The organism is Streptomonospora wellingtoniae (assembly GCF_031845375.1).
In the GTDB taxonomy this organism is placed as follows: Bacteria; Actinomycetota; Actinomycetes; order Streptosporangiales; family Streptosporangiaceae; genus Streptomonospora; species Streptomonospora wellingtoniae.
Genome location: NZ_JAVREK010000001.1, coordinates 1 through 21,866, shown reverse-complemented (window position 1 = coordinate 21,866; position 21,866 = coordinate 1). Strand labels below are relative to the sequence as shown.

Below are 21,866 nucleotides of genomic sequence, written 5' to 3'. Positions count from 1 at the left end.
CGTGTCGGCCAGCGCTCCAACGCGAAGGCCCGGGCGGCCGTCGCGCCCGGGCCTTATTCTGCTCATAAATGCGTAGATCCGGCCTTCGGCGCAGAACGGAAGTCTCGCCTACGCCTCGCGGGCTGCGGAAGCGGCGCTTCCGGGAGCGCGGGGCGCGCAACGGCGTCGGACCGGCGCGGATTCCGCCGTACTCCGGGTTACCAGCCCTGCTGGCCGTAGCCCGGGTACTGCTGCCCGTAGCCGGGCTGCTGCCCGTACCCCGGCTGCTGCTGCTGTCCGTAACCGGGGTACTGCTGCTGCCCATAGCCCGGGTACTGCTGCTGGTACTGCTGGTAGCCCTGGCTGTACTGCTGCCCGGTCTGGTACTGGTAGCCCGCGTACGGGTCCTGCTGCTGGCCGCCGGTGGGCTGCTGGTAGGCCTGCTGCTGTCCCGTGCTGTGGTCGGCGGCGTGCTGGCCGCCCGGCGGCTGCGCGCCGCCCCCGGCGTCGGGCCGGAAGATGCACAGCCGTGAGGACTCCCCGTCCTCGCCGGCGCTCGGCGTGATCTGCTCCAGCCGCCACCCGGCCTCTTCGATCCCCTCGAGGATGCGGGTCAGGCCGGGGCGGACCTTGCTGGACGCCTCGTCGTAGCTGTTGATGTCCAGCTGCACGATGAACATCCGGCGCTTCTGCTGCGCGGCGACCTTCGCGTGCTCGACGACGGTGCTGTCCCTCACGACCTGCGTGACGCTCATTTGTCAACCGTACCTATCTGCTCTGTGCGGCACTCGCCTGCCCGTTGCTCGTCGCCGGCCATTCGCGACAGCCGAGGAGCCGCTCCGCCGGGCACGTCCGCACCCATGATGCCTTCTTTGAGGGGCTTCTAGCCAGAAGTCCCGGAACGGCTACGCTCCTAGCGCCTCGACCGCGTCCCTGATCGGCGTGGACCCGCCCACCAACTCCAGAACCCGCCCGATCGCGGCGGGTTCGTCGAGCAGGGCGGCGATGACCGCGGCGACGTCCTCGCGCGGGATCTCCCCCCGCTCCACCTTGGGCGCGAGCCACACCCTCCCGGTTCCGGACCCGTCAGTGAGGCGCCCCGGGCGCAGGATCGTCCAGTCGGTCTCCAGGCTCCGCCGGCGCAGCTCGTCGTCGGCGGCGCGCTTGGCCTCGACGTAGGCTGCCCACACGGGCTCCGAGCCGGGCGGCGGCCCTTCGTCCACTGCGATCGCCGAAACCATGATGTAGCGCCGCACACCGGCCAGAGAGGCCGCGTCGGCCAGCAGCCGGGCCGCGTCCCGGTCGACCGTCGCCTTGCGCTCCGCGCCGCTTCCCGGGCCGGCGCCCGCCGCGAAGACCACCGCGTCGGCACCCATCACCCTCTCGGTGAGCTGGGTGACGGTGGTGTCCTCCAGGTCGATCACGACCGGTTCGGCGCCGGCCTCGCGCACGTCGGCGGCGTGGGCGGGGTTGCGGATCAGGCCTACCGGCGTGTCACCGCGTGCGGCCAGGAGCCGTTCGAGCCGCAACGCGATCTTGCCGTGTCCTCCGGCGATGACAATACGCATACCCGCAGGCTATGCGCTGCGACCGGATGCGGCATGCGGCCCCGCGGCGCCGCACCGAAGGACCCGCGCACGGGCGGGGCCGGCGCGCGGGCGGGCACCGCGCGCCGGGAGCAGCGCGTCTCACTCGGCTGCGAAGCGCTCCCGCAGCACCCGCTTGAGGAGTTTGCCGCTGGCGTTGCGCGGCAGGTCGTCGACCAATTGCACACGCTTGGGGGTCTTGAACCCCGCCAGCCGCTCGCGTACGAACGCGATCAGCTCGTCCTCCGTGGCCGGGCCCTTCAGCACGGCCACCGCCGTGACGGCCTCGCCCCACTCGGGGTGGGGCACCGCGATCACGGCCGTCTCGGCGACGGAGGGGTGCCGGTAGAGCACGTCCTCGACCTCGCGCGGCGCCACCAGTACTCCGCCGGTGTTGATGACGTCCTTCACCCGGTCCACGATCGTGAAGTAGCCCTCGGCGTCGCGCCGCGCGATGTCGCCCGAGCGGAACCACCCGTGGCGGAACGCCTCCTCGGTCTCCTCGGGCTTGTCCCAGTAGCCCTCGCACAGCTGCGGGGACCGGTAGACGATCTCGCCGCGCTCGCCCGGCGCGACGTCGGCGCCCTGATCGTCGACCAGGCGCGCCTCGACGAAGAGCACAGGGCGCCCGCAGGATTCCATGCGGCCTTCGACGTGCTCCTCGGGCCGCAGCACCGTGGCCAGCGGACCGATCTCGCTCTGGCCGAAGCAGTTGTAGAAGCCGATGCCCGGGTGCCGCTTGCGGATCCGCTCCAGTACCGGCACCGGCATGATCGCCGCTCCGTAGTAGGCCTTGGCCAGTCCGGATAGGTCGCGGGTGGCGAAATCGGCGTGGTTGGACAGCGCCGCCCAGACCGTGGGGGCCGCGAAGAACGAGGTGATGCCGTTCGCCTCGATGCGCCGCAGCAGGTCGGCGGGCTCCGGGGTCTCGACCACCTCGCTGTAGGCACCCGCCGCGACCGCCGGCATCAGGAACACGTGCATCTGGGCGGAGTGGTACAGCGGCAGGGCGTGCAGCATCCGGTCGCCCTCGGAGACGTCGAGGGCGTGCAGGCAGCTGAGGTACTCGTGCACCAGCGCCCGGTGGGTCATCATCGCCCCCTTGGGGGCGGACGTGGTGCCGGAGGTGTAGAGCAGCTGGACCACGTCGGTGTCGCCGACGTCGGTGAAGACCTCGTCGGGGGCGTCGGGATCGCGCGCGACCTCCAGCACCGACTCCTCGGCCCCGCGCAGAGCCAGCACCTCGCGCGCGGGGATCTGCGAGCGGACCTCCTCGACGCGCCCCGCGAGCTTGGGATCGGCCAGCACCACGATGCTGCCCGACTGCGATAGCAGGTAGCTCAGCTCGGCACCGCCGAGGTTCTGGTTCACCGGCACGTGCACCAGGCCGGCCCGTGCGCAACCCAGGAACGCCAGTAGATAGGAGTCGGAGTTGTGGCCGTAGGCGGCCACCCGATCGCCGCGGGTGAGACCCAGGCCCAGCAGCCACGCCGCCACCCGCGTCGCGCCCCGGTCGAGTTCGGCGAAAGTCCACTCGCGGTCGCCGAAGCGCAGCGCGACGCGGTGCGGAACCCGCGCCGCGGTCCTGCGCAGCACGCCGTCGACCGTGCTCGCTCTGGTCAGTGCCGAGTCCCCGGCTCCCATACCGCCTCCCGCAGCCGTGTCGGGCGCCCCGCCGCCCCTCCTGCGGCACGGCGCACGAACCAACCTAGGCCGCGGAACCACCGCGAGGCCAGACGCGAACCGCACCTGTGTACGCGCGACCCGCGGGCGGGGGCTGCGCCGTTCCGGGACCCAAGGCCGCGAGGCGGAAAGGCGGGGCGGCCGCGCCGCAGCGCGGCCGCCCCGCCTTCGCCCGGCCCGTGTGCGGGCCCGGCCTCAGTCCACCGTCCAGGTGTCGCCGCTGGACAGCAGCGCGGCCAGTTCGTCCTGCCCGCCGCGCTCGGTCCGGGCCTGGGCGAGTTGCTCGGCCATCCGGCCGTCGTAGGTGGGCCGGTCCACGTCGCGGAACACTCCGATCGGCACGTGCTCGAACGCGGGGTAGTCCATGCGGGACAGCGCGAAGGCGTACCCGGGGTCGGCGCGGTGCGCGTCGTGGCGCAGCAGCGCGTCTTCGCCGACCTCGGCGACGTCGGCCACCTGGAGTTCGCCGTAGTCGCCCTGCACCACGCCCCGGTCGCCGCCGACGCGCAGCGGCTCGCCGTGCTCCATGCGCAGCAGGCGCATGTCGCGCTCGCCCGGGTCCTTCAGGGGCTCGAACGCGTCGTCGTTGAAGATCGGGCAGTTCTGGTAGATCTCGACGAACGACGCGCCCTCGTGGTCGGCGGCCGCGCGCAGCACGCTGGTGACGTGCTTGCGGTCGGAGTCGACGGTGCGCGCGACGAAGCCCGCCTCGGCGCCCAGCGCCAGAGACACCGGATTGAACGGCGTGTCCAGCGACCCCATCGGCGAGGACTTGGTGACCTTGCCCGCCTCCGAGGTCGGCGAGTACTGCCCCTTGGTCAGCCCGTAGATGCGGTTGTTGAACAGCAGCACGTTGATGTTGACGTTGCGGCGCAGCGCGTGGATGAGGTGGTTGCCGCCGATGGACAGGCCGTCGCCGTCACCCGTGATCACCCACACCGAAAGGTCCGGCCGGCTGGCGGCCAGCCCGGTCGCGATCGCGGGCGCACGGCCGTGGATCGAGTGCATGCCGTAGGTGCTCAGGTAGTAGGGGAACCGCGACGAGCACCCGATGCCCGAGACGATGACGATGTTCTCCCGGGGCACCCCCAGCTCCGGGAGGAAGCCCTGGAACGCGGCCAGGATGGCGTAGTCGCCGCACCCGGGGCACCAGCGAACCTCCTGGTCGGACTTGAAGTCCTTCATCTTGTACTCGGTGTCGGTGCGCGGGACCAGCCGCAGGCTCTTGAAGCCCGCCCCCGCGCCGTTCCCGTTGCTCTCAGACACGGTCGATGACCTCCTGCACCACGCCCGCCAGCTCTTCGGCCTTGAACGGCAGGCCGCGGACCTTCGTGTAGCCGATGACGTCGACCAGGTACTTGCTGCGCAGCAGCATCGCAAGCTGGCCGAGGTTGATCTCGGGCACCAGCACGCGGTCGTAGGACCGCAGTGCCGCGCCCAGGTTCTGGGGGAAGGGGTTGAGGTGGCGCAGGTGGGCCTGGGCCACCTTCCCGCCGGCGCGCCGCACGCGGCGCACGCCTGCGCCGATCGACCCGTAGGTGCCTCCCCAGCCGAGGACGAGGACCTCGGCGTCGCCGGTGGGGTCGTCGACCTCCAGCTCCGGTATGTCCCGCGCGATCCCGTCGATCTTGGCCTGGCGGGAGCGCACCATCAGGTCGTGGTTGGCCGGGCTGTAGGAGATGTTGCCGGTGCCGTCGCTCTTCTCGATGCCGCCGATGCGGTGCTCCAGCCCGGGCGTGCCCGGCACCGCCCACGGGCGGGCGAGGGTCTCGGGGTCGCGGTCGTAGGGCCGGAACTCGCCGCCGTCCTCGGAGGGCGAGGCGAAGTCCACGGACAGGTCGGGCAGGTCCGCTACCGCGGGGATGCGCCAGGGCTCGGAGCCGTTGGCCAGGTAGCCGTCGGAGAGGACGATCACCGGGGTGCGGTACTTCGACGCGATCCGCGTGGCCTCGATCGCGACGTCGAAGCAGTCCGATGGGGATTGCGGTGCCACTACCGGCACCGGGGACTCGCCGTTGCGCCCGAACATCGCCATCAACAGGTCGGCCTGCTCCGTCTTGGTCGGCATGCCCGTGCTGGGTCCGGCCCGCTGCACGTCGATCACCAGGAGGGGCAGCTCGGTCATCACCGCCAGGCCCAGCGACTCGGCCTTGAGCACCATGCCCGGACCCGAGGTGGTCGTGACGCCCAGAGAACCGCCGAACGCGGCGCCCAGCGCCGCGCCCACCCCGGCGATCTCGTCCTCGGCCTGGAACGTGCGCACGCCCATGTGCTTGTGCCGGGAGAGCTCGTGCAGGATGTCCGACGCCGGGGTGATGGGGTAGGAGCCCAGGAACAGCGGGAGCCCCGACAGCTGCGATCCGGCGACCAGCCCATAGGAGATCGCCGCGTTGCCGGTGATGTTGCGGTAGGTGCCGGAGGGCAGCCTCGCGGGCTTGACCTCGTAGGAGACGGCGAAGTCCTCGGTGGTCTCGCCGAAGCTCCACCCGGCCTCGAACGCGGCGACGTTGGCGGCCAGGATCTCGGGCTTGCCCGAGAACTTCGACTTCAGGAAGCCGAGTGTGCCCTCGGTGGGCCGGTTGTACATCCACGAGAGCAGCCCGAGCGCGAACATGTTCTTCGCGCGCTGGGAGTCCTTCTTGGAGATGTCGAACTCTTCGAGCGCCTTGACCGTCATCGAGGTCAGCGGCACTCGGCTGACCTTGAACTCCGACAGGGAGTCGTCGGCGAGCGGGTCGGCCTCATAGCCGACCTTGGCCAGGCTGCGCTTGGTGAACTCGTCGGTGTTGACGATGACCGTCGCGCCGCGCGGCAGGTCGTCGACGTTGGCCTTGAGCGCGGCGGGGTTCATGGCGACCAGGACGTTGGGGGCGTCGCCGGGGGTCATGATGTCGTGGTCCGCGAAGTGGAGTTGGAAACTGGACACGCCCGGCAGGGTGCCCGCCGGGGCGCGGATCTCCGCAGGGAAGTTGGGCAGGGTCGACAGGTCGTTGCCGAAGGACGCTGTCTCCTGGGTGAACCTGTCTCCGGTTAGCTGCATGCCGTCGCCGGAGTCGCCTGCGAAGCGGATGATGACGCGATCGATCTGCTGGACCTGCTTGGTCACGGGGATCGACGACCTCCTCGTTGAACCGCCGTACGGGGTCGGCGGTTCAGGTTGGCAGAGTCCTCACCACCATGGTGTGCACCGGCGGGGCCGGAGGGTGGCCGGACACGGGATTTCGAGCGGGGACCTGGCCTGGGCACCGGCGCGCGGCCGTGGGGCTGCTCCGGAGTGGGTGCGCGGTGCGCGCCCGCCGACGGGGCAACGGGGATCCGAGCGGCCCCGGCTTCTTCGCCGGGGGACCGTTCGGTCGGCGGTGGCCGGTGCGTGGAATGACGCTGTGTCAAGGACAACAAGGCTCGCGTGCGATGCGCACGAGGTCCACGTGCCGCCTGCCGGTGAGCGGTGCTACCGGTCGGGCGGGCGTCGAAGCGAAAGCGGCCACTCTCGCAACTATAGGCGGTCGCTCCCCGCGCCATCGCAGCGAGTGGGCGATATCACAGCCGGAGCGGCCCGATCAGCACACATGCGGCCGCGGAAGCGGGTTGCGGCGGCCCGCGGGGCGCCAGGACGACGGTCCGGAAGCCGGCTGCGGCGGGTTCGCCTGGCAAAACGGGAACGACCGGGATCGATTCGCGCGTTTGCTACCCAGAAGTGGCCTGGAGGGGGCCCGGGAACCAAGGGAGGCCGTGAGCCGTGCAGCTCAACACGATCCGCGCAGCGGCCCTGCTCGGCGGGGTCTCGGCTCTGGTCGTGGTCGTGAGCTGGATCCTGGCGGGCGCGCAGGGGCTGCAGATCGGCATCGTCGCCGTCGTCGGCCTGAACGCGGTCGTCTTCTTCTTCGGCGACGGCATGGCCCTGCGTGTTATGCGGGCCCGCCCGGTCAGCGAGATCGAGCAGCCCGAGCTCTACCGGATCGTGCGCGAGCTGGCCACGCAGGCCCGCCAGCCGATGCCGCGGCTGTACCTCTCGCCCACGCCGGCGCCCAACGCGTTCGCGACCGGCCGCAGCCCCCGCCGGGCCGCCGTCTGCTGCACCACCGGTCTGCTGCGCACGCTCACCGAGCGCGAGCTGCGCGGCGTGATCGCCCACGAACTGGCCCACGTACGCAGCCGCGACACCCTGCTGTGCTCGGTCGCGGGCGCGATCGCGGCGGCCATCACCTCGCTGACGGCGCTGGCGCTGCTGCTGCCGCTGGGCGACTCCGAGGACGAAGACGTCCCCAGCCTGCTGAGCGCGCTGCTGTTCCTGGCCCTGGGGCCGCTGGCGGCGGGCGTCATCCGGCTGGGGGTGAGCCGCTCGCGCGAGTACCGCGCCGACCGCGCCGCCGCCGAGCTGACGGGCGACCCGCTGGCGCTCGCCGGTGCGCTGCGCAAGATCGACGTCGGGACGCGCACGCATCCGCTACCGCCCGAGCGCCCGCTACTGGCGGCGGGCCACCTGATGATCGCCCACCCGTTCCCGCGGCGGGGCCTGAACAAGCTCTTCGCGGCGCACCCGCCCGTCCAGGAGCGCATCAGCCGCCTGCGCAGCCTCGCCCGCCGCTGGGGTGCCGAGTAGCCGCGACGGCGCCCCCGCGGCACCGCTCCGGCGCGTGTGCGCCCCTCGGCCGCTCCGGGGAGGCGCAGGAGGCGCGGGAGGGGTGAGCGGGCGCGCCGGCCCGCCCCGCGCCGGAGACCGGGTCACCGGTAGTTGGTGAACTGCAGGGGGATGTCGAGGTCCTTCTCTTTGAGCAGGGTCTGCACGGTCTGCAGGTCGTCCTTCTTCTTAGAGCTGACGCGCAGCTCGTCGCCCTGGATCTGGGCTTTGACGCCCTTGGGGCCCTCGTCGCGGACGATCTTGGAGATCTTCTTGCCGTCCTCGGTGGAGATGCCCTCCTTGAGGGCGATCGCCAGCCGGTACTCCTTGCCCGAAGCCTTGGGCTCGCCGTCGGTGTCGAGGACCTTGAGCGAGACGCCACGCTTGACGAGCTTCTCCTTGAACACGTCCAATGCGGCCTTGACCCGTTCTTCGGCGTTGGCGCGGACCTCGACCCCCTGCTCGCCCTGCCAGGCGACGGTGGCGCCGGTGCCCTTGAAGTCGAAGCGCTGCGAGAGCTCCCTGGCTGCCTGGTTCAGCGCGTTGTCGACCTCTTGCCGGTCGAGCTTGGACACGACGTCGAAACTGGATTCAGCGGCCACGTGCGCTCACACCTTCGAACAAATGCGGTTTCTGGGCCGCGCCGTCCGCGGCCCGCGTACTCGTCGGCGCAGCACCGGGTACCGGAGGGTCGGGCTGCGACAGGCACCGAGCTTAGCCCGGTACGCCGTGACCCGGCGTGTGCCACCCGCGCGACCGCCCGCTCCGCGCGCCGCGAGGTCCCCGCCCGCAGAACCGATTTCGTATCGGGGGCGGATGTCCGCTATTCTCACTGATGCGTCGCGGCGAGGAGCCGCCGCAGCCCAGGCAGGTTGCCCGAGCGGCCAAAGGGAGCGGTCTGTAAAACCGCCGGCTCAGCCTTCGAAGGTTCGAATCCTTCACCTGCCACCCAGGAGAAACGGCCCCTGATCCGCGTATCCGCGGTCAGGGGCCGTTCGCGTCCGGCCGCGTTCCGCTGTGTTCGGCCGCTCGCGAAGAAAGCGCGACGAAGGTTCTCGGTGTCGGCATCGAGCCCGCTGCGAGCTGCCACGACTGGCCGCTCATTGCGGGCGTGTCGCCCTGGGACCCCTCATCGCTCTATGGGAGCGGCCGAATCCGGTGCGACTGTGCGCCGTCGAGCTGGCGCTGCCCCGAAGAAGCGGACACCGTGCACAGCGGGTGGGACCAGGCCAAACAGTGGGACGGGCCGGTCCCGGTCCATTGCCTTTCCGGGTCCGTCGAGTTCCGGCGCCGGTAGCACTCACCCGCGATGGACGACTGCCGTCGACGTTTCGGTCCGCGGTCAGCAAAGCCGCGAACAAGCCGAATGAACCGGGTCGTGCGTCCAGGTGGTCCAGCGGCATGTCTCGGCGGCGTTCGCGAAGCTCGCCGCGTGGGCCAATCCGGTGGTGCGCGGTCCGGGTGGCTTCCACCGGCCGGTGCCGGAGGTACGACACGCCCGGAAAAACGCCTTCGCGGTCGGCGCCCACGCATGCCCGACCGGATCGCCGCGCCGCATGGGATCCTCGCCGGCCTTCGGTCACTCGAAGATCGCGGAACCCGCTGACCTGGAGAAACATCGCGAGCTTCGCAGTGGGCGCTCGCAGCCTCGACTCAAGCGCCGAATCGCTCCAATCAAGGAGGCTTCGGTGAAGTTATACCGAGTCACAAGGGTGCGGAATATTGTGCTCAAATTACCTTTCGCCATCTCCACATCTAGCTGAATAAATTGCTTGGTATGGCGCGAATCGGACATATTGGAGTCGTGGGTTTTGTTGTTGACAGCGATCCGAGTGACCGTAAAGATTGTGACCGTCGGCCGGGGGTTGAGTTCCGGTCGGGTTCTGAGCAGCCCGTTCAGAGGCCCTTCGGAGGGCTGTCGCCATTGAGGGGGTGTTCAGGGATCCGACGGATTCATCCCGGTCAAGGGTCGATCGATCAGTGCGGGCAGGTCGGATACCGGGAGCGGTTCCGGTTCCGTTCCCATTCGGTCCGGGTGGTAGACCGTGAAATATCGGTGCCTGTTCGCGCGGTCCGGTCGACATGAGAGGGCCCCGCACTTCAAGGCGATTTCGGGGCATTTCCGCGTTCGTTTCCATGGAGGGTTTCATGTTCCGTAAGCTCAGTGTCGCCGGTCTTGTCGCGGGTGCCGCAGTCGGGATGGCGCTGTCCGCCGCCCCCGCCCACGCCAGTGACTACAGCGGCAATGGTCACGACGAGCAGCCGCCGGTGACCATCATCAACACGCAGGAGCAGACCCAGGAGGCCGACGCCGAGGCCACCAGCGAGAACGTCAACGTCAACGAGAACGAGGCCGAGGCCGAGGCCGTGGCCGAGGCCGGGGGCCTGCTGGGCCTCGACGTGAGCCTGGGCCTTCTCTGACGCTGCTCTGAAGAGCCCCTCGTCCATCACCGTTCGAGGGGCCGGCCCTTCCGCTCTGAGCGGGGCACGGGTCACAGTTGGACTCTCGGCATGCGGCCACCGCTGCCACACGTTCGACTGCCTGTCCGCCTAGGGCTTCCCGGAAGTCGCGAATTTCCGAACGAGGGTTTCCGGCCGCTGTACACCGGAGAACGAATCCATTCTCCTTCGGAACTATCGCTTGGGTGCGGCTCGGCGGAGATATCAATGCCGGGCGCCCGGTGTGCCGCCTTGGAAGAATTCCCTTAGGTCTAGCAAGATCCGTGTAGGGGACGATTCACGTCTCTTATGCAATTCGTTTTCATGGAGGGTTTCCATGTTCCGCAAGCTCAGTGTCGCCGGCCTTGTCGCGGGTGCCGCAGTCGGGATGGCGCTGTCCGCCGCCCCCGCCCACGCCAGTGACCACAACGGCAATGGTCACGACGAGCAGCCGCCGGCGACCATCGTCAACGCTCAAGAGCAGGCCCAGGAGGCCGAAGCCGAGGCCACCAGCGCGAACGCCAACGTCAACGAGAACGAGGCCGAGGCCGAGGCCGTGGCCGAGGACGGTGGCCTGATCGAGATCATCATCGGCCCCGCTGAGGAAGAGATCCCGGCTCCCGAGATCTGATTCCTGATCCGCACCACATCCTGATTTTCTTGGTTCCTTTTAGGGAGGGTTTCATGTTCCGTAAGCTCAGTGTCGCCGGTCTTGTCGCGGGTGCTGCAATTGGGATGGCGCTGTCCGCCGCCCCCGCCCACGCCAGCGACTACAGCGGCAATGGTCACGACGAGCAGCCGCCGGTGACCATCATCAACGCTCAGAAGCAGACCCAGGAGGCCAACGCCGAGGCCACCAGCGAGAACCTCAACGTCAACGACAACGAGGCCGAAGCCGAGGCCGAGGCCGTGGCCGATGGCCTGCTCGAGGTCTCTGCGGACCTGGGTGACCTGCTCTGACCAGTCCGCGCCCCGCGTGAGGGAACCCGGCCGCCCTGTGCGGCCGGGTTCCCGGCGTCCCGGCCGGACGGCTGCCACTTTGGCATTGGCCGGGGCAGGTCTTGAGCGCCTCGCGGTTGTGCTCCGTACAGCACGCCCGGCCTCCCTGCCCCCTCCCGGGACGGCGGCGCGGTGATCCGGTCGTTGTGGGCCGCGGCGCCGTCGCGAGCACGAGTAGTCCGGAGGTGCCATGCCAGTCGCAGAACCGGCCGCCCTCACCGTGCGGGGGGCGGCGATGTGCGTGTTCGCGCTGCTCGGCGGATGCGGAGCGGCTCCGGAAGCGGACGACGGTGCCGAGCGCGAAGAGCCCGTGCGGCCGCCGCCGTCGGCGACCGCGGGCATGGATGCCGAGGCCGACCCGACTACGGCGCCCGAGACCGTCTACGTCTTCAACACCCACGGCAACGAACAGGGCGAGGCCGACCAGCGACCTGAGAACCTCGTCGCCTCGCAGTCGACCACCTTCACCGGGCTGGAGTGGCTGGCCTGGGGCGGCGGCCCCGCTGTCGCAGAAGGCGATGTGCAGGGCACGTGGTGCCTGCCCGACTGCCAGGACTCCCCCTATCCCGTCACCGTCGAACTAAGCGGGGCCGAGACGGTCGACGGGACCGCGTTCTACACCGGCTACACGTTCACCGGGCGCAGCGGCTTCCCCGAGGAGATGCGCGGCCGCGTTCGCGACGTCGGCAGCGGCCGGCTCATGCTGCCCACCGCATGGTGAGCCCTCGCTGCGGGCCGCCCGCGCGCCCTCGGGCCGACCGGTTCTCGGCAGCGCCGGCCAAGAATTGCAGATCTCGGAGTATTTGCAGGTCACAGGAGTACGATTGGCCTGTTCGCAGCCCCGGATCGCCGGGTTCCGTCCGCGTTGGTGGCCGGGGGTCTTTAGTCTGCTGAGTTGTGGGTGTCTCAGCGGAACAGGTGACTGCGGCGGGCCCCGGCGGCGAGGCCCCGGGCCCCGGGGGACGACGGTCCGGGCGCACGCGTGCGGAGGGGCCGGTGCCCCGGCACGGCCGCGCCGCCCTCCTGCGCTTGGCGGCCTGGTTCGAGGATGCCGACCCCCGCTCGGCCGACGAGATCTACACCGCGGCCTTCGCGGTCCACGGCGCCACCCACCTCGGCGGCCCCTGCGACGAGCCCGCCGGTGCCACGGTCAGCTGGTGGGAGGCACCCTTGGCCAGTGTCGCCGCGGCGCGGCTGGCCAGCGCACTGCCGGCCGACGCCGTACGCGACCACGCCGAGCAGCGGGCCCGGCTGCGCGACGCGGCCGAGTCCTCCGTGCACTGGCGCCGCTCGGCCGCCCAGGAGCTGCACCGCGTGCTGGCCGAGGCCACCGGCGGCGACTCCCGCATCCGGCTCTCCAATCCCGCCATGGAGGTCCTGATGGAACTGCTCACCGCCGCTCTGGGGTCCGGCGACGCCACACGCCGCGCCGTCTCGGCGGGGGACCTGGAGCTCGGCATCCGCCTGCACGTACGCCACGACCCCGAGGCCTCCATCACCCTCCGCGGCTCCGGCGGCGACCTCAGCCTGGAAGGACTGCGGTTGCGGGTGACCCCGTTCGACGCCGCCGGCGAGCCCGACGAAGCCGCCGCCTCCCGCGAACCCTCCGACACCCACCACAGCCCCACACCCGCCTCCGGCACCGCCCTGCCGTTCGCGCGCGAGGCCTGAGACGCTCCTCCGGGGCTCCCGGTACGAGCGCGTCGGCCGACCGCCCCTTCGGACCGCCCCTCGGCCGCGACGCGCGGGACAGCGGGCACGAGCAATCCACGAACAGCGACGGAGAACCCGACGAAGGAGGTGGCGACGCCCGTGACGTCAGAGGACTTCGCTCTCACCGGGGAGCGTCAGGCCGCCGCGCGGCGGCTGCTGGCCGCCCCGATCGTCACCGACCGCACCCATCCCGAGGACTTCGCCCTCATCCGCGCCCACTCGGACTGGCTCATCCAGCGCTTCCGGCGGGTCCTCGGCTACGAGCTGACCGTCGCCGCCGACCATGCCCGCCTGGCCAAGACCGGGCTCGCGCGGCCCGCCGCCCGCCCCCTCACCCGGCCCAGCGGCGCCGACTTCACGCCGCGCACCTACAGCTACCTCGCGCTGTGCCTGGCCGTGCTCGTGGAGGCCCCCGAAACGCTCACGGCGGCCCGCCTGGCCGACGACGTCAGCGCTGCCGCCGTTGAGGCCGGGCTCGCCCTGGACCCGCGCGAGCGGATGGCCGAGCGCCGGGCCTTCAGCGCCGCGCTGCGCAAGCTCGCCGAATGGGGCGCGATCGGCGAGCAGGAAGGGGCGCTCGCAGCCTACGCCGACGACCCGGCCGAAGAGGTGGTGCTCACAGTGCGCCAGGAGGCCGTGCGCCGCGTGGTCGCCCATCCGCCGCACGCAGCGGCCGACGCGCGCGCCTTCGTCGACGAGCACGACGCCGCCGACCCCGCGGGGGAGGACGCGGGCGAGATCGCCCTGCGCCGCGCCCTCGCCGAGACCGCCGTCGTCTACCGGGCCGACCTCACCGAGCGCCAGCGCCGCCGACTGGCTAACCACCAGTGGCGGGCGGCGGCCGAGCTCGGCGAGCTGCTCGGCTGCGATGCCGAGGTCCGCGCCGAAGGGGTCGCCCTCATCATGTCCGCCGACGCCGCGGCCGAGGGCGTCTCGGCGTTCCCCAGAGCCGATCCGGTCGGCCAGGCGGCCCTGCTGCTGCTGGAGCGCCTGGTGGCCAGGCTGGCCCCGGCCCACGTGCCCGAGAGCGGGGTGGAGGTGCCCGAAGACGTGCTGACCGCGGAACTCGCCGAGGTGCTCGACGCCGACGGCGGGGCCCGGCCCGGCCACGGCGCCCGCTCGGCGCTGCGCCATGAGCCGGACCCCGATACCCTCGCGGCCCGGGCACTGCGACTGCTGTACGACACCGCCCTGCTCCACCACACCGATCCCCCGGGCGCACCGCGCTCCGGGTGGCGGTTGCGGGCCGCGGCCGCGCGCTACTGCGGGCGGCCCTCCGGTGCTCCGCCGACACCCCCCGCCCAGGCGGGCTCCGCGGAGGTGCCGGCGGGCACCGGGCGATGACCGGGCGGCCCGGGCTCCCCGCGAGGCGGGGAGCGGACGCCGGGCACTCGCGGCATCCGGAAGAATGTCAGCATCGCCCGCCGCCGGAGCCTCCGGCGGTGCGCGAGACGGTACAGAGCGGAGGACGGGCGATGACCGTCGCCAACGCCCACGGGCGAACGGAGCCGTCGCCGCCCGGCGGCGGCGACGAGCGGCCGGGCGGCGCCATCGGCGCCCAGGAGTCCCCACCGGTAGACGGGTCCGGCAGCGGGGACGCCGCACGCCTGCCCGGCGAGCAGGGGCGCGCCGCCGGGTCCGTCCCCGCCGGCGACCTGCTCGGTGCCGCCGCGCCGACGCCTGCGGCCGGCACCCCCGCCGCCACGCGTGCGGAGGGCGGCGGCGCCGCCGAACCCGCGACCGGGCCGAGCGAGCGGGGCGGCGACGCGGTCAGCGGCCGCTACCGGCTCAACCGCGCCGGGATTCAGAACGTCTGGCACTACGACGACCACGTCTTCGACTTCGCCGACGGCCGCCTGCTGCTGCGCGGCCGCAACGGCGCCGGCAAGTCCAAGGCACTGGAGATGCTGCTGCCGTTCCTGCTCGACGGCGACGCCCGCCGGCTGGACACCACCGGAAGCAGCCGGACCAATCTGCGCTGGCTGCTGCTGGAGGGCCGCGACGGCGAGACCTCCCGGCGGCGCGGCGCCGACCCCTCCGACCCCGCCGCCGGCGCCGGCGACCCTGCGGAACCCGCTGAGCAGGACGGCCCCACGGCCACCCTCGGCTACCTGTGGGTGGAGTTCACCCGCTCCGGCGGCGCCGCCCCGGCCGAGGCGGGCGGCCGGGCCGACGCGGACGCCCCCGGCCCCCGCCGCATCACCCTCGGTGCGGCCGTGACCGCGTCCCCCGGGACCGACGCCCGCAGCGTGTTCTTCATCACCGAACGCGAAGCCGGCACCGACCTCCCGCTGGTCTCCGACGGCCGCCCGATGCCCATCGACCGGCTGCGCACCGAGGTCGGCCCGGGCAACTGCTACGACACCCCCGTCGACTACCGGGCGCGCGTCATGCGGGAGCTGTTCGGCATCGACGACCCGGTGCGCTACCGCAACCTGATCCACCTGCTCTACCGGCTGCGCCGGCCCACCATCGGCGAGCGCCTGGAGGCGGGCGAGCTCGTGTCCGTGCTCGCCGAGGCCCTGCCGCCCATGGACGAGACCGTCCTGGACGAGATGGCGCGCAACATCACCGACCTGGAGCAGGCCCGCACGCGGCTGGAGGCCCTGCGCACGGCGCGCGAGCAGGTCGCCGGATTCCTCGGCGACTACCGCGGTTACCTGCACCGCGCCTTGCGGATCCAGTCCGGGGCCGTCCGGGAGCAGGTCGAGGCCTACCGCCGTCGCGACTCCGAGGTCGAGCGGCTCACCGGCGAGCTGGAGGAGCTTGTCACGGCCGAGGGCACCGTGCAGGAGGAGCGCGACCGGCTGCGCCGCACCCGTGACACCGCCGCCTCCGACGCCGCCACCCTCTCCAGGAGCGGCGACGCCCCCGAGCATGCGTCCGACTTCGAACAGCAGGCTCGCGACGCCGCGGTCTCCGCCTACATCCGCGCCGCCGAGGCCGCGTCGGCCGCCGCGGGCTACGCCAACACCAACGAGGAGCAGGCCAAGCACCGCGTCGGCGCCGACATCGCGGCGATCGGACGCGCCCTGGACGCGCTCGGCGGCCTCCACGAGCGGCTGCGCACCACCGCCCAGACCGCCGGAGTCGACCCCCGCTGCCTCGGCCAGGTGCCGGACCCCGTACCGACCACGCTCGCACCGCGGGAGAGCGTCACCCGCGTGAACCTGGAGGGCCTGGAGCAGGCCGTCGAGCGCGAACCGGTCACCGGTGTCGACGCGGACGACCTGCGTTCGCGCTTGGCCGAGCTGCACGACCGGTTGTCCGCTGCCGACCAGAGCGCCGCCGAGCGCGAGGCCGCGGTCGCCGACCTCGCCGAACGCGCCGAGCGCCGCACCGCTGCTGAGCAGCGCGAGGCCGCGCTCGCCGGCGAGGCCGAGGCCGCCGAGGCCGCCCTGGAGCGCGCCCGTGAGCGCGAGCAGACCGACATCGACGCGGTCCGCGCCGCCAGCGCCGACTACGCCGATCGGGTCCGCGGCTGGTGCGCCGGGCTGCGCGAGACCGCACCCGACGCCGACCTGGGCGCGCAGCTGGCGGAGCTGGAGTCGCTGGTCGAGCTGCCGCTGGAGGACAGCCTGCGCGTCCTCGACGCCGACGTGCCCGAACGCGTCGCCCGCCACGCCCACGGCATCGTCGACCCGCTGCTGCGCGAGCTGCGCACCCGCCGCGACACCGCCGTCGGCGAGGAGCGGGAGCTCTCGACCGAGCTGGACGAGCTCTCCGAGCGCCGCAGCGCGGCCTCCGGACACATCGCACCCGATCGCCCCGCCTGGGCCACCGCGGGCCGCGACGACGCCGCGGGCGCCCCCTTCTACCTCGCCGTCGACTTCGCCTCCGATCTCTCCCACGAGGACCGCGCCGGGCTGGAGGCGGCGCTGGAGGCCTCCGGCGTGCTGTCCGGGTGGATCGCCGCCGACGGCTCGCTGACCGACGGCACCAGCCGCGACCTGCTGCTGGCCCCGGGCCGTCCGGTCAAGGGCCGCAGCCTGCGCGACGTACTCGTGCCCGTCGACCCCGTCCCCGGCGGTGTCACCAGCGGGGCGGTCTCGGCGCTGCTCGACTCCGTCGGGCTGCTGCCGCCGCCCGGCGAGGAGGAGCCCGAGCCCCGCCACCGGCGCGACAGCCCGCCGCCCGCGGCCAGCGCCGTGTCGCTGGACGGCCGGTGGCGCCTGGGCGCCGCCTCCGGCGCCCACAGCAAGTCCGGCGCCGAGTACATCGGCAAGCAGGCCCGCGCCGAGACGGGCGACCGCACCCTCGCCAACATCGACCGCCGCATCGCCATAGCCGAGGCCCTGCTCGCCGAGGCCGGGGAACGCCGCGGCGACATCGAGCGGATGCACGCAGCCCTCGTCGAGACCGACAGGGCGCTGCCCGACCCCTCGGGTGTGCTCGCGGCCTGGTCCGCCCTCGACAACGCGCGCGCCTGGCTGGCCGGCACCCAGCGTGCCCACAACGCCTCGTGCGACGAGCTCGCCCAGGCACGCGAGACCACATTGAGCCGCCGCGCCGAGCTGGCCGACCCCGCCGACCGCCGCGGCCTGTCCACCGGCCCCGCGGAGCTCGCCGCCACGCGCACCGCGCTGGAGCGGCTGCGCACCGAACTGGCCGCCGCCCACAGCGACCTCGACGAGCTCGCGGTGCTGCTGGAGGACTACCGCGGCCACAGCGCCGCCTGGGAGGACGCCCGCTCCGGGCGCATCCTCGCCGAGGACGCCCGCACCGCCGCCATCACCGACATGATCACCGTGCGGCGCGAGATCGAGCTCACCGACAGGGCCCGCGCAGCCGCTCCCGACCAGATCTCCGGTGCGGTGGGCCAAGTGCGCGAGCGGATGGACGACGCCGCCGACCGGCTGCCCGGGGTCGAGCGCGAGGCCCAGCGCGCCCGCGACGACCGCGTAGGCGCGGAGACCCGGCTGGACACCGCGGTGCTCGAACGCGCCGAGCAGGCCCGCCGCGCTCTCGACTCCGGCCGCGTACTGCGCTCGATGCTCGCCCGCGACGACGGCGGCCCCGACCCCGCGCTGCTGGCCGCCGCCGGGCTCGAAGCCGTGGCCGGGCATCTTGCCCCGGAGGCCGCGGTGGCAGACGCCGTGAGCGAACCGTCCGAGCGGCCGGAAGCCGAAGCGGAACCGCAGCCCGACCGCGCCGCACAAGCCGAGGAGGAGCACGGGAAGGAAGGGGAGCCGCAGGCGGCCGGCGACCCCGCCGAGGCCGCGGCCGAGGCCGACCACGACGCGCTCGCCGCGCGGGTCGCCGCCCTCGACGCGCTGCTGGCCTCGCTGAAGGAGAATCTCGACCCCGAGCCCGCGGCCGACGGAGAGCTCGACGACAGCGGCATCCTGCGCCGCCGCGAGGAGCTGCACGGCATGCTCGCCGCCAGCGAGGCCGTGGGCGCCTGGACCGAGCTGACCGAGCCCGCCGGGCTGAAACGGCTCACCGTCCACTGCGACGACGGCAGCCACGACATCACCGGCTACGCCGGGCACCTGGACGAGGCGGTCGCCGCGGCGGAGGAGGACGCGCTGCTGCGCGAGGAGGAGGCCTTCGAGCGCCACCTGCTCGGCGAGCTGGCCGGCCACCTGCGCCGGCAGATCGAGGAGGCCCGCGCGCTCATCTCGACCATGAACGACGTCCTGGGCGACACCACCACCTCCCAGGGCTTGGGTGTGCGCCTGGACTGGCAGCTGGCCCCCGACGCCGACGAGGACATCCAGGCGGTCGTCCCGCTGCTGGCCCGCCCGCCCGAGCAGCGCACCCGCGTCGAGACCACGCGGTTGCGCGACGCACTGCGGCGCTGCATCGAGGCGATCCGCCGCCTCGACCCCACCGCCACCGGCGGCGCCCAGCTGCGCGCCGCCCTGGACTACCGGTCCTGGTTCGCCTTCACCGTCTACGTGACCGACGCCGCCCACCCTGGCCGCGAGCGGCGGCTGAGCCACCGCACCGCCCTCAGCCAGGGCGAGCAGCGCGTCGTGGCCTACCTGGTGCTGTTCGCGGCCGCGGCGGCGCAGTTCGGCTCGCTCGCCGCCCAGGCCCCGGTGGCGCCGCGGCTGATCCTGCTCGACGACGCCTTCGCCAAGGTGGACGAGCCCACGCACGGGCGCCTGCTGGGACTGCTGGTCGAGCTCGACCTGGACTTCGTGCTCACCTCCGAGCGCGTCTGGGGGTGCTTCGAGAGCGTGCCGAGCCTGCACATCTACGAGTGCCTGCGCGATCCGGCCGTGCCGGGGATCGCCACCCTCCACTTCACCTGGGACGGCAGCAGGCGCAGGCTCGTGGGGGTGTGAGGGTGCGCGTGCCGGCCGGGCCGCCCGGTCACCGGTGCCCGCGCGCGGCTCCCATGACCGCTGCGGATCGGCGGGTACAGCGCTGCACCTGCGCCGTTCACGGGCCGCGCTACTGCTTTGACCCGTCCTGTCCTAGTCTGCTGTGCGTGGCCAACAACTGAGCGGGTGTGGTGAGGACAGTGACGACGGGTCCTGGGACCTCCACCGGCGCTGCCCCGCGCCGGTACGACAGCAGCGCGGACGCCGCGCGTTCCCTCCTGGACCGCCTGGCCGAGTCCGGCCTCGATCCCGCCGCGCGACGGTGGGTGTGGGCGGCCCTGCAGGGCGACGAGGCGGTGGCCGCCTGCGCCCGCGGCGAAGAGGTGCCCGAACCGCCGGGAGAGGGCGCCGAGCCGGTTCCCGGCGGCGCTGCTGCCCGCGGCGGCCGCAGCTTCCTGCGCCGGATCGAGGTCCAGGGGTTCCGGGGCATCGGCAGCCCCAGCGCGCTGGAGTTCCCGCCGGGGCCCGGCCTGACGGTCATCGTGGGCCGCAACGGCTCGGGCAAGTCCAGCTTCGCCGAGGCCGCCGAGGCCGCGCTGACCGGCCGCAACCTGCGCTGGGACGCCATGCCGGCCGACTGGCGCGACGGCTGGCGCAATCTGCACTTCGACGAGCGCACCGAGATCACCGTCGAGCTGCAGTCGCCCGCCGATCCGGGGCCCACGCGCGTGACGCGCGCCTGGACCGGCGAGAGCGTGCGCTCGGCGCGGGGCGAGGTGGTCTCGCCCGACGGCACCACCGCCCCGCTGCGCAGCCTGGGTTGGGACCCCGAACTCTCCCGCTACCGGCCGTTCCTGTCCTACGACGAACTCGGCCGGGCCGTCACCGGCCGCGCCGCCGAGCTCTACGACACGCTGACGGCCCTGCTGGGCCTGACCGACCTGACCGCGGCCGAGCGCCGCCTGGCCAAGTCCTGCGACCGCCTCGCCAAGCAGCGCGACCGCCCGGGCCACGAGCACGGCTACCTCGTGCAGCGGTTGCACGCCAGCGACGACCGGCGCGCCCGCACGGCCGCGGAGCTGCTCGGCGCCGAGAAGATCGATCTCGACCGGCTCGCGTCCATCGCGGCCGACGACGGCCCGGCCGACCGCCGGCAGCACGTGGTGCTGCGCCGCCTGCGCCGGCTGTCGGTGCCCGAGCGCGGCCTGCTCACCGACGTCGTCAACGAGCTGCGGGGCGCCGCCATGGAGCTGGCGATGGCCGCCGGCACCAAGGGCGACCACGCGCGCGGCGTCGTGGACCTGCTTCGCCGCGCCATGGAGCACCGCGAACGCCATCCCTCCGAGGACGACTGCCCCACATGCGGGACCGGCGGCGCGTTCGGCCCCGAGTGGGAGCAGCGCGCCCGCGCGGAGATCAGGCGCCTGGAACCGATCGCGGCGAACGCCTCGGCGGCCTACGAGCGTGCCGAGAGCGCCCGCGACCAGGCCCGGTTCCTGATGGCCCCGATGCCCTCGTGGCTGCCGCCCGACAGCGAGCTCGGCCGGGTGTGGGAGGAATGGGAGGCCGGTGCGCAGATAAGCGACCTGACCCAGCTCGCCGAGCACATCGAGACCGTGGGCCGCCGGCTGCGCTCGACCGCCGTCGCCGCGCGCAAGGCCGCAGGGGAGCAGCTGGACGATCCCACCGACGGGTGGGCGGAACTGGCCGACCAGCTGGGCGCGTGGGTCGCCGACGCCCGGGCCGCGGCCGGTGCGGCGGAGACCCTGGGCCCGGCCGAGCGCGGCCTGGAGTGGCTGACCGCGATCGCCCGCGAGATTCGCGCCGAGCGGCTGCGTCCGCTGGCCTCGCACGCCGAGCAGGTGTGGCACCGGCTGCGCCAGGAGCGCCGCATCGACCTGGAGGCGCTGCGCCTGGTGGGCCGGGGGGCGCGGCGCCGCGTCGCGGTTGACGTGGCCGTGGACGGCACCGAGAACGACGGCAACGCGCCCGGGCTGCTCAGCCAGGGGGAGTTCCAGGCGCTCGCGCTGTCGATCTGCCTGCCGCGGACGACGGTGCCCGACAACCCCTTCGGCTTCCTGCTGCTGGACGACCCGGTGCAGGCGATGGACACCGAGACGGTCGAAGGGCTGGCCGACGTCCTGGCCGAGGTGGGCCGCCACCGCCAACTGGTGGTTTTCACCCACGACACGCGGCTGCCCGACGCGCTGTATCGGATCGGCCTGCCCGCGGACATCCGGCGCATCCAGCGCGACGCGATGTCCAACGTGTGGGTCGCCGAGTCCGGCCGGACGGGCGAGGCGGGGCCCCCCGGGGGCGCGGAGGACCGCGGTGCCGCGGGGGCGCCCGCGGCACCCCAGCCCGGGGTGGAGAACCCGCAGAGGGCGGCACATCGCCGTTGACCCTTCTATGTCAAGCGGCGAGATGATGCTCGATCGCGGCATGGTCCCACCCCGCCCGGTCCCGGACCATGGCCCGGTAGATCACATCGATCAGATGGCGTTTGAGTACCCGGTAGGCGCCCCGCTTGCCCTTGGACGGCTCCAACCGCTCCACCAGGGCCCCGGCCCCGGG

At 72.9% G+C, this 21,866-nt stretch carries 15 protein-coding genes and 1 tRNA gene; 10 read left to right on the top strand and 6 right to left on the bottom strand.

What is annotated here, in order from left to right; translation table 11 throughout:
• Nucleotides 1-197 precede the first annotated feature (197 nt).
• The 5 genes from RM446_RS00080 to RM446_RS00060 all read right to left on the bottom strand — a co-directional run bounded on the left by RM446_RS00080 (nt 198) and on the right by RM446_RS00060 (nt 6,354).
• Complete coding sequence (locus RM446_RS00080; RefSeq protein WP_311542928.1) at nt 198-734, bottom strand: hypothetical protein; 537 nt, start codon at nt 732-734, stop codon at nt 198-200.
• Between the two features lie 150 nt (nt 735-884).
• On the bottom strand, nt 885-1,547 hold the full coding sequence (locus RM446_RS00075) for an SDR family oxidoreductase (RefSeq protein ID WP_311542927.1): 663 nt from the start codon (nt 1,545-1,547) through the stop codon (nt 885-887).
• 120 nt (nt 1,548-1,667) lie between these two features.
• The gene (locus RM446_RS00070; protein ID WP_311542926.1) at nt 1,668-3,209 is read right to left on the bottom strand and encodes a fatty acyl-CoA synthetase; all 1,542 of its coding nucleotides are present in this window, start codon (nt 3,207-3,209) and stop codon (nt 1,668-1,670) included.
• A 234-nt stretch (nt 3,210-3,443) separates the two neighbouring features.
• A complete protein-coding gene (locus RM446_RS00065; protein ID WP_311543262.1) occupies nt 3,444-4,433 on the bottom strand; it encodes a 2-oxoacid:ferredoxin oxidoreductase subunit beta in 990 nt (329 codons plus the stop codon).
• A 73-nt stretch (nt 4,434-4,506) separates the two neighbouring features.
• Nucleotides 4,507-6,354, bottom strand: coding sequence for a 2-oxoacid:acceptor oxidoreductase subunit alpha (locus RM446_RS00060; RefSeq protein ID WP_311542925.1), 1,848 nt, complete (start codon nt 6,352-6,354; stop codon nt 4,507-4,509).
• 633 nt (nt 6,355-6,987) lie between these two features.
• Here RM446_RS00060 and RM446_RS00055 point away from each other — a divergent pair.
• Entirely contained in the window at nt 6,988-7,851 is an 864-nt protein-coding gene (locus RM446_RS00055) for a M48 family metalloprotease (RefSeq protein ID WP_311542924.1), read from the top strand.
• Nucleotides 7,852-7,973: 122 nt separating this feature from the next.
• Here the strand turns inward: RM446_RS00055 and RM446_RS00050 are convergent, their stop codons facing one another.
• Nucleotides 7,974-8,471 (bottom strand): YajQ family cyclic di-GMP-binding protein, encoded by a 498-nt coding sequence (locus tag RM446_RS00050; protein ID WP_311542923.1) that lies wholly within the window; start codon nt 8,469-8,471, stop codon nt 7,974-7,976.
• A gap of 264 nt (nt 8,472-8,735) precedes the next feature.
• On the opposite strand from RM446_RS00050, the gene RM446_RS00045 reads away from it, so the two are divergent.
• The 9 genes from RM446_RS00045 to RM446_RS00005 all read left to right on the top strand — a co-directional run bounded on the left by RM446_RS00045 (nt 8,736) and on the right by RM446_RS00005 (nt 21,694).
• Nucleotides 8,736-8,817 (top strand) — tRNA-Tyr (locus RM446_RS00045).
• A gap of 1,200 nt (nt 8,818-10,017) precedes the next feature.
• A complete protein-coding gene (locus RM446_RS00040; protein WP_311542922.1) occupies nt 10,018-10,290 on the top strand; it encodes a hypothetical protein in 273 nt (90 codons plus the stop codon).
• A 355-nt stretch (nt 10,291-10,645) separates the two neighbouring features.
• Nucleotides 10,646-10,939: a hypothetical protein gene (locus tag RM446_RS00035; RefSeq protein WP_311542921.1), complete on the top strand. Its 294-nt coding sequence runs from the start codon at nt 10,646-10,648 to the stop codon at nt 10,937-10,939.
• A gap of 53 nt (nt 10,940-10,992) precedes the next feature.
• Nucleotides 10,993-11,268: a hypothetical protein gene (locus RM446_RS00030; RefSeq protein ID WP_311542920.1), complete on the top strand. Its 276-nt coding sequence runs from the start codon at nt 10,993-10,995 to the stop codon at nt 11,266-11,268.
• A 229-nt stretch (nt 11,269-11,497) separates the two neighbouring features.
• On the top strand, nt 11,498-12,028 hold the full coding sequence (locus tag RM446_RS00025; protein ID WP_311542919.1) for a hypothetical protein: 531 nt from the start codon (nt 11,498-11,500) through the stop codon (nt 12,026-12,028).
• A 275-nt stretch (nt 12,029-12,303) separates the two neighbouring features.
• Nucleotides 12,304-12,978, top strand: a complete 675-nt coding sequence (locus RM446_RS00020) for a DUF2397 family protein (protein WP_311542918.1) — start codon at nt 12,304-12,306, stop codon at nt 12,976-12,978.
• A 141-nt stretch (nt 12,979-13,119) separates the two neighbouring features.
• Nucleotides 13,120-14,364: a TIGR02678 family protein gene (locus RM446_RS00015; protein ID WP_311542917.1), complete on the top strand. Its 1,245-nt coding sequence runs from the start codon at nt 13,120-13,122 to the stop codon at nt 14,362-14,364.
• A 131-nt stretch (nt 14,365-14,495) separates the two neighbouring features.
• Nucleotides 14,496-19,313: an SbcC/MukB-like Walker B domain-containing protein gene (locus RM446_RS00010; RefSeq protein ID WP_311542916.1), complete on the top strand. Its 4,818-nt coding sequence runs from the start codon at nt 14,496-14,498 to the stop codon at nt 19,311-19,313.
• A 167-nt stretch (nt 19,314-19,480) separates the two neighbouring features.
• A complete protein-coding gene (locus tag RM446_RS00005; protein WP_398694221.1) occupies nt 19,481-21,694 on the top strand; it encodes an AAA family ATPase in 2,214 nt (737 codons plus the stop codon).
• The last annotated feature ends 172 nt before the right edge of the window (nt 21,695-21,866 follow it).

Coding starts and splice junctions, on each gene's coding strand:
- RM446_RS00075 (WP_311542927.1), bottom strand. CDS start 1,547: ATGCGTATTGTCATCGCCGGAGGACACGGCAAGATCGCGTTGCGGCTC.
- RM446_RS00065 (WP_311543262.1), bottom strand. CDS start 4,433: ATGAAGGACTTCAAGTCCGACCAGGAGGTTCGCTGGTGCCCCGGGTGC.
- RM446_RS00040 (WP_311542922.1), top strand. CDS start 10,018: ATGTTCCGTAAGCTCAGTGTCGCCGGTCTTGTCGCGGGTGCCGCAGTC.
- RM446_RS00070 (WP_311542926.1), bottom strand. CDS start 3,209: ATGGGAGCCGGGGACTCGGCACTGACCAGAGCGAGCACGGTCGACGGC.
- RM446_RS00010 (WP_311542916.1), top strand. CDS start 14,496: ATGACCGTCGCCAACGCCCACGGGCGAACGGAGCCGTCGCCGCCCGGC.
- RM446_RS00025 (WP_311542919.1), top strand. CDS start 11,498: ATGCCAGTCGCAGAACCGGCCGCCCTCACCGTGCGGGGGGCGGCGATG.
- RM446_RS00030 (WP_311542920.1), top strand. CDS start 10,993: ATGTTCCGTAAGCTCAGTGTCGCCGGTCTTGTCGCGGGTGCTGCAATT.
- RM446_RS00035 (WP_311542921.1), top strand. CDS start 10,646: ATGTTCCGCAAGCTCAGTGTCGCCGGCCTTGTCGCGGGTGCCGCAGTC.
- RM446_RS00080 (WP_311542928.1), bottom strand. CDS start 734: ATGAGCGTCACGCAGGTCGTGAGGGACAGCACCGTCGTCGAGCACGCG.